The sequence below is a fragment of the Bradyrhizobium sp. SZCCHNRI3052 genome, from assembly GCF_032484895.1.
Lineage (GTDB): Bacteria > Pseudomonadota > Alphaproteobacteria > Rhizobiales > Xanthobacteraceae > Bradyrhizobium.
Genome location: NZ_JAUETW010000008.1, coordinates 73,110 through 87,352, shown reverse-complemented (window position 1 = coordinate 87,352; position 14,243 = coordinate 73,110). Strand labels below are relative to the sequence as shown.

At 66.8% G+C, this 14,243-nt stretch carries 13 protein-coding genes; 3 read left to right on the top strand and 10 right to left on the bottom strand.

Features of this window, described 5'->3' with window-relative positions:
- Positions 1-91 precede the first annotated feature (91 nt).
- Positions 92-829: a carbonic anhydrase gene (locus QW887_RS21610; protein ID WP_315769162.1), complete on the top strand. Its 738-nt coding sequence runs from the start codon at positions 92-94 to the stop codon at positions 827-829.
- Between the two features lie 4 nt (positions 830-833).
- Here QW887_RS21610 and QW887_RS21605 read toward each other — a convergent pair whose 3' ends face one another.
- Positions 834-1,493 (bottom strand): hypothetical protein, encoded by a 660-nt coding sequence (locus QW887_RS21605; RefSeq protein WP_316184012.1) that lies wholly within the window; start codon positions 1,491-1,493, stop codon positions 834-836.
- Between QW887_RS21605 and QW887_RS21600 the strand changes: the two genes are divergently transcribed.
- Complete coding sequence (locus QW887_RS21600; protein WP_316194950.1) at positions 1,494-1,721, top strand: hypothetical protein; 228 nt, start codon at positions 1,494-1,496, stop codon at positions 1,719-1,721.
- Here the strand turns inward: QW887_RS21600 and murG are convergent.
- The 9 genes from murG to rsmH all read right to left on the bottom strand — a co-directional run bounded on the left by murG (position 1,718) and on the right by rsmH (position 12,838).
- On the bottom strand, positions 1,718-2,821 hold the full coding sequence (murG, locus tag QW887_RS21595; protein ID WP_316184014.1) for an undecaprenyldiphospho-muramoylpentapeptide beta-N-acetylglucosaminyltransferase: 1,104 nt from the start codon (positions 2,819-2,821) through the stop codon (positions 1,718-1,720). The two genes, QW887_RS21600 and murG, sit on opposite strands and share 4 nt — an antisense overlap.
- 45 nt (positions 2,822-2,866) lie before the next feature.
- Positions 2,867-4,018 carry a putative lipid II flippase FtsW gene (gene ftsW / locus QW887_RS21590; protein ID WP_315752427.1) on the bottom strand — a complete coding sequence of 384 codons (1,152 nt, stop codon included), beginning with the start codon at positions 4,016-4,018 and terminating at the stop codon, positions 2,867-2,869.
- 84 nt (positions 4,019-4,102) lie between these two features.
- On the bottom strand, positions 4,103-5,503 hold the full coding sequence (gene murD / locus QW887_RS21585; RefSeq protein ID WP_316184016.1) for a UDP-N-acetylmuramoyl-L-alanine--D-glutamate ligase: 1,401 nt from the start codon (positions 5,501-5,503) through the stop codon (positions 4,103-4,105).
- A gap of 1 nt (position 5,504) precedes the next feature.
- Positions 5,505-6,611, bottom strand: coding sequence for a phospho-N-acetylmuramoyl-pentapeptide-transferase (mraY, locus tag QW887_RS21580; RefSeq protein ID WP_315713440.1), 1,107 nt, complete (start codon positions 6,609-6,611; stop codon positions 5,505-5,507).
- Positions 6,612-6,797: 186 nt separating this feature from the next.
- Entirely contained in the window at positions 6,798-8,174 is a 1,377-nt protein-coding gene (gene murF, locus QW887_RS21575) for a UDP-N-acetylmuramoyl-tripeptide--D-alanyl-D-alanine ligase (RefSeq protein WP_316184018.1), read from the bottom strand.
- A complete protein-coding gene (locus QW887_RS21570; RefSeq protein ID WP_316184019.1) occupies positions 8,171-9,631 on the bottom strand; it encodes a UDP-N-acetylmuramoyl-L-alanyl-D-glutamate--2,6-diaminopimelate ligase in 1,461 nt (486 codons plus the stop codon). Before QW887_RS21570 ends, murF begins: the two co-directional genes overlap by 4 nt.
- A 70-nt stretch (positions 9,632-9,701) precedes the next feature.
- On the bottom strand, positions 9,702-11,450 hold the full coding sequence (locus QW887_RS21565; protein ID WP_315752422.1) for a penicillin-binding protein 2: 1,749 nt from the start codon (positions 11,448-11,450) through the stop codon (positions 9,702-9,704).
- Positions 11,447-11,839, bottom strand: coding sequence for a hypothetical protein (locus QW887_RS21560; protein WP_315713444.1), 393 nt, complete (start codon positions 11,837-11,839; stop codon positions 11,447-11,449). The genes QW887_RS21565 and QW887_RS21560 overlap by 4 nt, the downstream gene beginning before the upstream one ends.
- 3 nt (positions 11,840-11,842) lie before the next feature.
- Complete coding sequence (gene rsmH / locus QW887_RS21555) at positions 11,843-12,838, bottom strand: 16S rRNA (cytosine(1402)-N(4))-methyltransferase RsmH (protein WP_315769172.1); 996 nt, start codon at positions 12,836-12,838, stop codon at positions 11,843-11,845.
- A gap of 552 nt (positions 12,839-13,390) precedes the next feature.
- Between rsmH and QW887_RS21550 the strand changes: the two genes are divergently transcribed.
- The gene (locus tag QW887_RS21550; RefSeq protein ID WP_315769174.1) at positions 13,391-14,242 is read left to right on the top strand and encodes an N-acetylmuramoyl-L-alanine amidase; all 852 of its coding nucleotides are present in this window, start codon (positions 13,391-13,393) and stop codon (positions 14,240-14,242) included.
- Position 14,243: the final 1 nt, after the last annotated feature.

The following is a 14,243-nucleotide window of genomic DNA, read 5'->3' as shown; positions in this document are numbered from 1 at the left end:
GCGCTCGCCGCGTCAGTTCGCGTGGCATGAGTAGCGGGCGGCCGGCGTGCCGGGCACGCATATTTCAATCTTTGATGGAGAACCCTCGCCGATGTGCTCGCTGTGTGAAACGCACCCTCCCGTATTGTCCCGGCGCCGGCTGCTTGGCGGCGGCGCAGTGCTGGCTGCCGCGGCGGTCGGCGCACTTCCGGCGTTTGCCAAGGAAGCCAAGCAGGCGAGCGACAGCGCGATGCCTCCCAACGCCATCTCTCCGGACGACGCGATGAAGCGCATCGTCGATGGCAACGCGCGCTACGTCGCCGGCAACCTCGACAACAAGGATTTCTCGGCCGGCCGGGCAGCGCGCGCCGCGGCCCAATACCCGATCGCCGCGATCGTGAGCTGCGCCGATGCCCGGGTCGCCCCCGAGCTGGTGTTCGATCAAGCGCCCGGTGAGCTGTTCGTGGTCCGGGTCGCCGGCAATTTCGTCAACGACGACGGTCTCGCCAGCCTCGAATATGGCGTCAAGTTCCTCGGCACGCCTCTCGTGCTGGTGCTCGGTCACAGCGGCTGCGGCGCCATCGATGCGACGATCAAGGTACTCAAGGACGGCACCAAGCTGCCAGGCCACTTGCCCGCACTGATCAATGCGCTCAAACCCGGCGTCGAGGCTGCGATCGCGAAGAAGCCGCAGGATCTGCTGGCCGAAGCCACCGCGGAGAACGTGCGCAGCAACGTCCGGCGCCTGTCGACCGCCAAGCCGATTGTCGGCCGCATGGTCGCCGAAGGAAAGGTGAAGATTGTGGGCGGCATCTATGACATCGGCACCGGCCGGGTCACGATGATCTGACGCCTCAAGCTGGCCGCAGCACGCGATCCGCACGCGCGGCTGCGGCCGCGAGCCAACACACTTGGTGGCAGAACCAGGCCTCCACGGAGGCCACGAAACCCGGCGTCAGTATCAGATGCCGGCGCCCGTCGGCGAAGCGCAGCAGACCGCGCCCCTCCATGGTCGTCAGCAGATTGCGGATATGGGAGCGCGAGACGCCGAGCGAGCTCGCAAGCTCCGCCGTCGAAATCGCGACGGCCTCGCGCCCAACGGCGGACCGGGCGACGAGCGTCAGCGCCAGATGGATGCCGCTGTCGTGCTCGTCGGTCCAGGCGAGATCGGGAAATCCCGTCAGGGGCCGATTGTCGCGGCACAGCCAGCTCGCACATTGCCGGATCGTCTCCGCATAGAACGCGGCGTCATCCTGCAGACGAAGGCTCAGTCCGCCGGCATGCGTCAATCGGGCGTGGCAATCCAGATGCATGGCAAGCCAGCCTCGCAGCCCCTCGAGGATGACGGGGCCGGGCACCAGGTAGCGGATACGAGCATCCTCGGGATCGCGCTCGACGGTCACCAGCGACAGACCGCGCAACACCGCGACGAACGCCGCCGTCTGCCGCGGACCCGGCAGCCGCCTCTGCAGGCGTGTCAGGGTCGGCCGCTCGACCGGCTTGCGCGCCGACATGTGCATCATCACGATGTGCGCAGCGATTTCCGTCGGAGCGCGCTGACCGAACAGCTTGATCATCAGGCGTTGACCGCGCAGCGGCGCAATCAGCTGGTCGCAAAATCCGACGAGCACAGGCACAAAGGACGGATGGCGCCGCAAGTGCATCGGATGATCGTCAAGCAGGACAGCGCCATTGTCGGAGCTCCGGTTCATCATGGGATCACCGTGCGCTTGCGCGACTAGAGCGCCGCCGTCCTGATCACGAGATCGGCCAGCCGTTCCGCGGCATCGAGCCGCCCGGCTGTGCGCGCAGCCTGGGCCATCGCGGCGAGACGCGTCGGCTCGGCGGCGAGCGCCGAGATCTCGGAGGCCAGCCTGTCGGAGGTGAATTCGCTCTGCACGATCCGGATCGCGGCGCTCGCGTCCGACAGCACGCCGGCATTCGCGAACTGGTCCTGGTCGATGGCGCCCGGCAGCGGCACCAGGATCGAGGGCCGGCCGATCGCGGCGAGCTCGGCCACGGTGCCGGCGCCGGAACGCGAGATCACGAGGTGATTGGCGGCGAGCCGCGCCGGCAGGTCGGTGAAGAAGGGTTGCAGATCGGCATTGATCTTGAGCCGGTCATAGACCGCGCGCACCCGCGCCATGTCCTCCTGGCGCACCTGCTGGGTCAGCACCAGACGGACCCACAGCGCCGGCTCCAGCCGCTCGATCGCGCCGGGCACGATGTCGCTCATGATGCGCGCGCCCTGGCTGCCGCCGACGACGAGCAACCGCAGCGGCCCGGCGGTCTCCGGCGGGACATAGGGCACGCCCGCGGCTTCGAGGATTGCAGGTCGCATCGGGGTGCCGACCGTGGTCGTCTTGCCGGCCAGCGCGGGATCGCGGTCGAGCACGCCCGGCAACGAGGTTGCAATCGCCTTCACATGCGCGGACAGGAAACGATTGGCGCGGCCGAGCACGGCATTGGCGTCGTGGATCAGGCTGGGCACGCCGGCGAGGCGCGCCGCCAGCAGCGGCGGCACGGTCGGATAGCCGCCGAAGCCGATCACGGCCGCGGGCTTGAGCCGCCGCATCAGGTTGAAGGCCGCGATGGTGCCGGTGCCGAGCAGCAGCGCGGTGCGCGCGAGCGCGACCGGCGAGCGGCTGCGCACCGTCTCGCTCGGCACCACGTCGATCATGTCCTTGGTGAACAGGCCGCTGTAGCGCAGCGCGCGCGCGTCGGTGACGAGACGGACGCGATAGCCGCGCCTGATCAGCTCGACGCCGAGCGCTTCAGCCGGAAACAGATGGCCGCCGGTGCCGCCGGCCGCGAGCAGAATGAGAGGCGCGGTTGAGGTCATGCGCGCTTGTTTACAGGCAATGTCTCGTCATTGCGAGCCAGCAGCCTAAGCGTAATTGCGCAGCGCGCCGGCTGCGTCGCCGGCCTCGAGCTCCATCCGCGGCCGCTGTCGGGTCAGCGCCAGCATCATGCCGACGCCATAGGCCAGCGACACGATCGAGGAGCCACCGTAGGAGATGAAGGGCAAGGTCATGCCCTTGGCCGGGATCAACTGCAGATTGACCGAGATGTTGATGGCCGCCTGGATACCGAACAGGATCGCGAGGCCCGAGGCCGCGAAGCGCGCAAAGCTATCCTCGGTCGCATAGGCGCGCGACAGCGTGCGGATCACGATGAACGCAAACAGCGCGACCAGCGCCAGGCACAGGATGATGCCGAACTCCTCGGCAGCGACCGCGAACACGAAATCGGTGTGGCTGTCCGGCAGGCTGCGCTTGGCGATGCCCTCGCCCGGCCCCAGCCCGAACCAGCCGCCGTTGGAGAACGCCTCCATCGCGGTGTCGACCTGGAAGGTGTCGCCGGAGGCCGGGTTCATGAAGCGCTTGATGCGGCCGGCGACGTGCGGGACCAAGAGATAGGCGCCGAACAGGCCGGTGGCGGCGGCGCCCGCGAGGCCCGCAACCCAGATCATGCGCATGCCGGCGATGAAGAACAGCGAGCCCCAGACCATCAGGATCAGCATGGTCTGGCCGAAATCCGGCTCCATCACCAGGAGCGACACCAGCATCAGCAGCAGCACCAACGCCATCGTGGTCGCCGGCATGTCGGGCCGCCGCGCGGATTCCGAGAACAGCCAGGCGGAAACGACGACGAAGGCCGGCTTCGCCGCCTCGGACGCCTGGATGTTGACGCCGATCAGCGTGATCCAGCGCCGCGAGCCCTTCACCTCCGGGCCGATCGCGAGCGTCAGCACGATCAGCACGATGGCGATCGTGAACACCACCAGCGCGCTGCGCCGGATCTGGCGCGGCGACAGGAAGGAAACGCCGATCAGCACGATGAACGACGGCAGCAGGAACAGGACGTGGCGGTTGAAGAAGTGGAACGGATCGAGCCCGATCCGAGTCGCCACCGGCGGGCTGGCCGCGAGCGACAGGATCACCCCGCACAGCATCAGCGCGAGGATGGAGCCGAGCAGCGGCTTGTCGACCGTCCACCACCAGTCGGACAGCGGATTGCGTTCTTCACGGGAGAGCATCGGGCGTCCACCTGAGCCGAGTGTCAGCCCATTGGCACCCAGGATGGTTATCGAAGGGTTAAGAAAATCGCTGGCAATGCTGCCTCAGGCCACCCGCTCCACGCCCGGTAGCGCCTGCACCAGGTCGCGGAAATGCGTGCCGCGGATTTCGAAGTTGCGGAACTGATCGAAGGAGGCGCAGGCCGGCGACAGCAGCACCACGACATCCTTCAATCCCGAGGCCTCCGCATCGGCGGCCGCCTGGGAGACCGCGACCTCCAGCGTGCCGGACATGTCGTGCGGCACCTTGTCGCCCAGCGTGCCAGCGAACTCCGCGGCCGCCTCGCCGATCAGATAGGCCTTGCGGATGCGCGGGAAGAAACCCGCGAGGCTGGTGATGCCGCCGGCCTTCGGTTTGCCGCCGGCGATCCAGAAGATGTCGGCGAAGGACGACAATGCGTGCGCGGTCGCGTCTGCGTTGGTGCCCTTGGAGTCGTTCACGAACAGCACGTTGCCGCGACGGCCGACCTGCTCCATGCGATGCGCCAGGCCCGGGAAGCTGCGCAGCCCTTGCTGCAAAACGTCCTCCTTCACACCGATCGCGAGCGCCGCGGCGGCGGCGCAGGCCGCATTCTGAGCATTGTGCTGGCCGCGGAGCGAGCCGATGCCGCCAAGCCGGGCGACCTCGCTGCGGGCCCCGCCTGCACTGCACACAATCGTCTCGTGCTCGACATACAGCCCGTCCGCCAGCGGGTTCTTCACCGAGATGCGCACGACGCGCTTGCCGGCCCGGTCGAGCCGGTCGGCGATCGCGCGCGAAAAACCGTCGTCGACGCCGACGATCGCGGAGCCCTTGGACTGGACACTCGCCACCAAGCGCTCCTTTACGGCCGCGTAGTTCTCGATCGTGCCATGCCGGTCGATGTGATCCTCGCTGACATTGAGCAGGATGCCGACGCTCGGATCGAGCGATGGTGTCAGGTCGATCTGGTAGGACGACATCTCGATGACGTGGACGCGGCCCATGCGCGGCGGCTCGAGGGACAGGATCGCGGTGCCGATATTGCCGCCCATCTGGGTGTCGTAGCCGGCGACGCGCATCAGATGCGCGATCAACGCCGTCGTGGTCGATTTGCCGTTGGTGCCGGTGATCGCGACGAACGGCGCATCCGGCGCGTGCCGCCTGCGCTCGCGGCAGAACAGCTCGATGTCGCCGATCACCTCGACCCCGGCCTCGCGCGCCTTCAATACGGTCCAATGCGGCACGGGATGGGTCAGCGGCACGCCCGGCGCCAGCACCAGCGCGGCGAAGTTCGCCCAGGAGACGGTGCGCAAATCGGCGGTGATGAAACCCGCCTTCGCCGCTTCCGTCATCCGATCGGCGCCGTCGTCGGCCGCGATCACTTCGGCGCCGCCGGCCCGCAGGGCATGACACGAGGCCAGCCCCGAGCCGCCGAGCCCGAACACGGCGACGGTCTTTCCAGCAAATGCGGTGACGGGGATCATGTCAGCGCAGCTTCAGCGTCGAGAGACCGACCAGCGCCAGCATCACCGAGATGATCCAGAACCGGATCACGATCTGCGGCTCGGTCCAGCCGAGCTGCTCGAAATGGTGGTGGATCGGCGCCATCTTGAATATGCGCTTGCCGGTCAGCTTGAACGAGGCGACCTGCACGATCACCGACACGGCCTCCAGCACGAACAGGCCGCCGATGACAGCCAGCACGATCTCGTGCTTCACCGCGACCGCGATCGATCCGAGCATGCCGCCGAGCGCCAGCGAGCCGGTGTCGCCCATGAAGATCGACGCCGGCGGGGCGTTGAACCAGAGAAAGCCGAGGCCCGCGCCGAGCACCGCGCCGCACAGCACGGCAAGCTCACCAGTGCCCGCGACATAGTGGATCTGCAGGTAGTCCGAGAACACCGCATTGCCGGCGAGATAGGCGATCAGGCCGAAGCTGGCGGAGGCGATCATCACCGGCACGATTGCCAGGCCGTCGAGCCCGTCGGTCAGGTTCACGGCATTGCCGGCGCCGACGATGACGAACGCTCCGAAGATGACATAGAGCCAGCCGAACTTGATCACCAGATCCTTGAAGAACGGAATGGCAAGCCCGGTCGAGGACGGATCGCGCCCGAGCCGCACCAGCGCGTAACAGGCGACCAGAGCGATCGCAGCCTCGATCAGCAGCCGCAGTCTGCCGGCAAAGCCGGAATGCGACTGCTTGGTCACCTTCAGATAATCGTCATAGAAGCCGACGAAGCCGAAGCCGAGCGTCACCGCGAGCACGATCCAAACATAGGGGTTGAGCGGATTGGCCCACAGCACGGTGGAGACGACGAGGCCCGACAAGATCATCAAGCCGCCCATCGTAGGCGTGCCCTTCTTGCTGATGATGTGCGATTGCGGGCCGTCGGTGCGGATCGGCTGGCCCTTGCCCTGGCGCAGGCGAAGATGATCGATGATCCAGGGCCCGAACAGGAACACGAACAGCGCCCCGGTGACGACGGCGCCGCCCGTACGGAACGTGATGTAGCGGAACACGTTCAGCAATCCGCGAAAGACGGACAGGCTCGGAAACGTATTCGTCAGCTCGATCAACCAGTAGAACATCCAACCCGCCTATGCCGCCTCACCGAGACCGCGAACACGAATTCGGTCGCGAATCCGGTCCAGCCTCTTTTAACCATGATCGGGGCCGGGTGCGAATCATAGCCCGGCGGAATGACCCATCCGGCATGACCGCTTCGACCACCAGTGGAAAATATCCTTCTGCCGCGCCGCGATATCGCCCGATTTTCAAGTGGGCCGCTGCAGCGCCGCGGCGAGCTTCGACACGAACTTATTGACCCAGAAGATCTTCTTGCTGCCCTTGATGACGACGACGTCGCCCGGCGCAAGCAGCGCCGCGACCCGACCGGGATCCAGAGTCACCGGATCCTCATGCCAGCCGAGCCGCTTCGCGTGAGGCAGGCTATCGAACAGGTGACGCATCAGCGGACCGACGCAATAGACGCCGTCGACCCCCGCGAGATGAGCGACCATCCCCTGATGATAGGCCGGCGCCTCGTCGCCGAGTTCGAGCATGTCGCCGATGATGGCGATCCGCCGTCCCCGCACCGGTCGCGCCTGCAGACTGTCGAGCGCCGCCGCCATGCTGGCCGGGTTGCCATTGAAGCTGTCGTCGATCAGAACAATGTCGCCGACGGTCTGCTCGACGCCACGGCCGGTCATGATGCCGACATCGCCGAGCGTCGGCGCGAGCAGCGCTGGATTGAGCCCGGCCGCTGCGATGGAGGCGAGCGCCGCCAGCGCATTGTGCAGGCGATGCGGCGCACCCGGCGTCAGCGTGAAGGCGACGCGGCGACCGGCGATGTCGGCGCTCACATCCCAGGTCTCGCCGCGCGAGTCGTGCGAGAGCTCGCGGACGTCAGCGCCGCCACCGAAGCGGATCACCTTGCCGGTCCATTCCGGTGCTGCGAGATCGGCCGGCAACACGAGGACGCCGTCAGCCGGCAGCCCATGCGCGATCGAGACCTTCTCTCTCCTGATCGCTTCCAGGCTGCCGAGCTTCTCCAGATGCACCGGCTGCACATTCACGACCAGCGCCACCGTCGGCTGCGACAGCTCCGTCAGCCGCGCGATCTCGCCTTTTTGATTCATGCCCATCTCGACGACCCACACCGAAGCGGAAGGATCGGCGTTGCACAGCGTCAGCGGTACGCCCCAGAAATTGTTGAAGCTCGACGGACTCGCAGAGGCACCGGGATAGGCGGCGATGAACTCCTTGGTCGAGGTCTTGCCGGCGCTGCCGGTCAACCCGATCACCGGGCCATGGAAGCGCGCCCGCGCGGAGCGCGCCAGCGCCCACAGCCCATCGATCAGCGTGTCCGGCACCACGAGCTGCGGCACCGTGATCCCATCGATCCTGTGGGGAACGATCATCGCCACCGCGCCGGCCGCTTCGGCATTCGCCGCGAACTCCCAGCCGTCGCGGCTGGAGGCGAAGCTCGATACGAAGCCGCCACTCGGCGTGCCACTCAGTGCCACGAACAGGCTGCCGGGCTTCACCGCGCGACTGTCCTGCGTGACGAAGTCGATCGGGGTCTCCGGGTAGTCGCCGGCGAGGCCGAGCGCGCGCGCCGCCTCTGCCACGGTCCACAGCGCCTTCGTCATGATGTCCTCGCTGCCAACGCGTCCGCGACCGCTTCATGATCGCTGAAATGCAGAATAGTGCTGCCGATGATCTGTCCGGTCTCATGGCCCTTGCCGGCGATCACGAGCGCATCGCCGGGCTGCAGCTCGCCGATCGCGACGCGGATTGCCTCCGTTCGGTCGCCGATCTCACGCGCACCGGGTACGGCGGCCAGGATTGCAGCGCGGATCGCAGCCGGATCCTCGCTGCGCGGATTGTCATCGGTGACGATGACACTGTCGGCCTCTTCGGCGGCGATCGCGCCCATCAAGGGGCGCTTGCCGGTGTCACGGTCGCCGCCGGCGCCGAACACGACGACGAGCTTTCGCGGAGCATAGGGCCGCAGCGCATGCAGCGCCTTGGCGAGCGCATCCGGCTTGTGCGCGTAGTCGATGAAAATGGGTGCGCCATTGTGCTCGCCGACCAGCTCGAGCCGGCCCTTGGCGCCCTCGAGCTGCTCGAGCGATTCGAACACCGCTTGCGGATCGCTGCCGGTGCCGATCGCGAGGCCCGCCGCGACCAGCGCGTTCTCGATCTGAAACGCGCCGACCAGCGGCAGGCGGACCGCATGCATGCGGCCGCAATGCTGGATCTGGAGCTGCTGCGCAAAGCCGTCGATTGCAACGGCCACGAGGCGAATGCCCTCGCCTGCACCGTCGCCATGCGTCCCCACCGTCATCAGGCGAAGACCGCGCGTCTGCGCCGCAGCGATGACTTCCGGCGAGCACTCATGATCGGCCGAGATCACCGCAGGCCCGCCCGGCGGCACGAGATCGCGGAACAGCCTCAGCTTGGCGTTGAGGTAGTGCGCGATGTCCGGATGATAGTCCATGTGGTCGCGCGACAGGTTCGTGAACCCGCCGGCCGAGACCCTGACACCGTCGAGCCTGAACTGATCGAGCCCGTGCGACGAAGCCTCGAACGCTAGATGGGTGACGCCATCCTGCGTGATCTCGTCGATCTGCCGATGCAGCGCGATCGGATCTGGCGTCGTCAGCGAGCCGTAGACGGTGCGCTTGTCCGACACCAGCCCGACGGTGCCGATGCTGGCCGAGCTGTGGCCGAGGCGCTGCCAGATCTGGCGCGTGAAGGCCGCGACCGACGTCTTGCCGCTGGTGCCGGTGACGGCGGCAATCGTCGCCGGCTGCCGCGGATAGAACCGGGACGAAGCGAGCGCGAGTGCCCGCCGCGGGTTCGGCAGCGCGATGAATGGAACGGCCAGCCCTGTTCCAGGGCCCGCCGCGCCGGCCACGGCGACCGCACCGGCCGCGATTGCCGCCGCAATAAAGCGGGAGCCATCGGTCTTGGTGCCGGAGAGTGCAAAAAACAGGTCGCCGGGCCGCACGGCTCGGCTGTCGACGGCGAGGCCGGATATCTCGACTGCGGCGATGGGAGCGTCGAGCGTCGCCTGATCGCCCAGGAGGTCGTGAAGTTTCATCCTGGTTCCGTGCCAGTCCTGGCCCCGCCCGGGATGGCGGCAGCTCCAAAGCCTGCGATTCGACGACGGCTTACTGTGTCAGCCGCGATGCCGCAAGAATTTGGCGGTCGGACGGCGGAAGGTCAAAACGGGGCTCAATTCCCAGCAGCGGCCCGATCCGGGAGATCACGTTGCCAGCGGTCGGCACCGCGTTCCAGCCCGAGGTGATGAAGCCATAGGTTTCCTTCAGCGGCTGCGGCTCGTCCAGCATGATCAGGAGCTGGTATTTTGGCTTGTCCGCCGGGATCACGGCGGTGAAGAGGGTCAGCACCTTCTTCTTGGCGTAGCGGCCGTTGATCACCTTCTCGGCGGTGCCGGTCTTGCCGCCGATGTAGTAGCCCTTCACGTCGGCCTTGCGCGCGGTGCCGACCTCGGCGTTCAGACGCATCAGATACCGCATCTTCTCCGAGGTCTCCGGCTTGATCACGCGCTTGGCGACCTGCATCGCCTCTGCCTCGGTGCGCTTCATGAAAGTCGGCGGGATCAGATAGCCGCCATTGACCAGCGCACTGACGCCCATCACACCCTGCAGCGGCGCCACCGCCATGCCGTGACCGAACGCGATCGTGACCGTGTTCAATTCGCCCCAGCGCTTGGGCAGGATCGGCGAGGCGCTCTCAGGCAGCTCGGTGCGCAACCGGTCGAACTGGCCCATCTTGCGCAGGAACGCCTTGTGCGCTTCCACGCCCTGCGTCAACGCGATCCTGGCGGCGCCGACGTTGGACGAGAAGTAGAACACTTCCTTCATGTTGAGGAAGCGGCCCTTCGGCTCGTCGTCATGAATCGCGAACTTGCCGTAGTGCAGCGGCCCGCGTGCATCCCACAGCGAATTGAGATCATATTTGCCGGTGTCGAGCGCCATTGCCAGGGTGAACGCCTTGAAGGTCGAGCCCATCTCGTACACGCCCGTGGTCAGGCGGTTGATCCGGTCGGGATCGTGCGCTTCCTTCGGGTTGTTGGGATCGAAATCCGGCAGCGACACCATGGCGATGATCTCGCCTGTCCTGACATTGACGACGAGACCGGAAGCTGCCTTGGCCTTGAACTTGTCCTTGGCCTTGAGCAGTTCGTCGCGCAGCGCGTGCTCGACGCGCAGATCGACCGAGAGCTCGATTGGGCGCTGCAGGCGATCGGTGGCGAAGCCCGCGCGATGCAGGTCGGCAAGGCCCTGATTGTCGAGCCACTTCTCCATGCCGGCGATGCCCTGGTTGTCGATGTTCACCAGGCCGATCAGATGGGCCACCTCGTTTCCGGTCGGATAGACGCGCTTGTTCTCGCGCAGGAAGCCGATGCCCGGCAGGCCGAGGCGATGAATGTCCTGCTGCTGCTTCGGCGTCATCTCGCGCTTCAACCAGACGAAACCCTTGCGCGACAACAGTCGGTCGCGGACCTCGCCCGTATCGAGATCCGGCAAGGTCGCCGTCAGAAGCTCGATTGCCTCGTCCTTGTCGATGAGACGACGCGGCTCGGCGAACAGGCTCGGCGTCTTCACGTCGGTGGCGAGAACGGCGCCATTGCGGTCGACGATATCGGGGCGCGCGGTGGCGATGGCGTCCTGCTGCGCGGCGCGCCGCGCGCTCGGACCATCCGAGCCGATCGCGAACATCACGAGGCGGCCGCCGATGACCGCGTAGACGGCAGCAAAGGCAATGATCGCGAGGCCGACTCGCGCGCGCGCCTTGGCAGTCCGATCGACATCGCGCCCATACAGCAGCGTGCGCACCAGACGTTGCCGCCAGGGTTCCTGCGGCTTGACGTCGGGCCGAAGCTGATCGGTCATTGCTGATCCTCCGGGCGACGCACCGACCCGGTCACGGGGGGCTCTTCGTTGATCGCGTCGATCGCATCGATCATCGATCCGATCGGATCCGGATTGTCCGGTCGCGCAAATCGCGGCGGCCGCTCCGGCAGATTCTTCAGGCTGTCGTATTGTGTGGCGTTGAGCGGCTTCAGCGGCAGATGCCGCTCGACCAGCCCTTGCAGCCGCAGCGGCGCGTCGAGCTTGGCCCATTCCGCGCGCAACACTGCGATGGCCTCGCGCTGCTCGCGGATCTCGGCGCGCAATTGCAGCACGCGCTCGACCCGCGCCGTGGAGTCCATCTTGATGCGATAGACATAGGCCGCCGCGAAGATCAGCGAGCAGATCACGACGAGATGCAGGAGGCGCATCGGTCACCCTCCTCGCAGGACATCGGCCAGCCGCGGCCAGGGCGACGAGGATGCCGAAGCGTGCGCCGGCGCCGCCGTGCGCTCGGCACCGCGCAGCTTGGCGGACCGCGCCCGCGGATTGGCTTCGGTCTCAGCCTCCGCGGCCACGACCGGCTTGCGGTTGAGCAACTGGAAGCTCGGTGCCTCCTGCGCGATCTCGGGCAGATGGCGCGAGCCGCCGCCGGTCCTGCTGCGCTCGGCGAGGAACGTCTTGACGATGCGGTCCTCGAGCGAATGGAACGAGACGACCGCCAGCCGGCCGCCCGGCGCCAGCACGCGCTCCGCTGCCGACAGCGCCTGTTCGAGCTCGTCCAGCTCCTCGTTGACGAGAATCCGCAGCGCCTGGAACGTGCGCGTCGCCGGATGGATGTCGCCAGGCTTGGATCTCACCACGCGCGCGACGATGTCGGCGAGTTGCCGCGTCGTCGTGATCGGCTGTTCCTTGCGCGCGGCGACGATGGCCCGCGCCACGGCGCGGGAGTGCCGCTCTTCGCCAAAGATGTAGATGACGTCGGCCAGAGCGCGCTCGGCAGCGTTGGCGACGACATCGGCGGCCGTCGGTCCCGTGCCGCCCATCCGCATGTCGAGCGGGCCGTCGAACCTGAACGAGAAGCCGCGCGCGGCGGAGTCGAGCTGCATCGAGGAGACGCCGACATCCATCACGATGCCATCGACATGCGCAAGGCCTCGCGATGCACAGATGTCGGCCAATGCCGAGAAACGGTTCTCGACCAGTGTCAGGCGACCGCCCGCTTCGGCGAGGAGACCTGCGCCGCCGGCGATTGCGGTGCTGTCGCGATCGATCCCGATGACGTGTGTTCCCGCCGTTGCCAGGATCAGGCGCGTATAGCCACCGGCACCAAAGGTCGCATCGACGTAGGTTCCGCCGCCGCGTGGCGCCAGCATCTCGACCGCTTCGGGGCCGAGCACCGGGATGTGCCGCTGGTCAGCCGTGCTCACCCGGCCGCTCCGCACGCGCGCCGTTGCTTCAGACTGACTTTGGTTGGCAGCGAGCCCATCGCGCCCTCGATCCTCGCGCCCCGTCAATTCGCCAAGCCATCTCCCGGGACGCTCCGTCATCCGTCGCGCCGTCACGACATCAGCAGCACGATCCGGCCATGTCGAGATCCTCGATCCGACAGCGATCGCGCGGCGCCGGAGCGCCCCGGAACCGCTTTCGATCGTGATCTGCCGTGCAGGACCTTGCATCGTGGCGGCTTGCCGTCCCGAAAGCCGGCTTGGCTCTTCACCACTCAGTAACGGCGTTTAGCGTTAACAAACCGTTGATGGTCTGTGGCGGATGTTGGGCACTTGGACCGCGAGGCGGAGCTGCCCGGTAGACGTTTCGTCCTGCTCGCCGCCGTGCCGTTCGGCGGACCGGCGATCGCGATACAACGGTCCGCTCAATAGCGAGGGCTCGCATGCGATTTCGATTGCGGCTGGGTCATGTAAAAGAGTAGTGCCTGCCCATATCCGGTTTGAGCCGCCGCCGCCGTCCGCTTCGAGTCGTTCATGCCAAGTCCCTCCGACAAGCCGGAATCGAAGCGTCCTCGTGCGCTGCAGATCCCCAAAGGCGTTTCCAACCTGCCGGTCTTCACGCCGGACTCGTCGGTTGTCTCCGACGTGATCCCGTCGGCCAATTTCGGCGAGCGCAAGGGTGGGCGCCAGCCGGACATGATCATTCTTCATTACACCGGCATGCCGGATGTCGAAGGGGCAATCACCAAGCTGTGCACCGCCGGCAGCGAGGTCTCCGCGCATTACGTCGTGCTCGAGGACGGACGCATCGTCCAGTGCGTGCCGGAGGCCTTGCGCGCTTGGCACGCGGGTCTCTCGTCATGGGACGGCGAGGAGGACATCAATTCCTGCTCGATCGGCATAGAGATCGTCAATCGCGGCCACGATTGGGGCTATCCGGATTTCCCACCGCGGCAGATCGCGGCGGTCATCGCGCTGTGCCGGGGCATCATGCTCCGCCGCAATGTCCCGGCGCATCGCGTGCTCGGGCATTCCGACGTGGCACCCGCGCGCAAGAAGGATCCGGGTGAGAAATTCCCGTGGCATTCGCTGGCGAATTCGGGCGTGGGCCACTGGGTGCAGCCGGCGGCGATCACCAAGGGCGAGACGCTAAAGCTCGGCAGCATCGGCGACGACGTCAAGGGCTTGCAGAAGGCGCTCGCCAAATACGGCTATGGCGTGCCGATCACGGGTAAATTCGACGGCATCACCATGGATGTCGTCACCGCGTTCCAGCGGCACTTCCGCCCCGAAAAGATCGACGGCATCGCCGACCGCTCGACCTTGTGGACGTTGCATGCGCTGCTGACGAGCCTGCCGGCCGAGGATCAGGCGCCGCGCGTCTGAC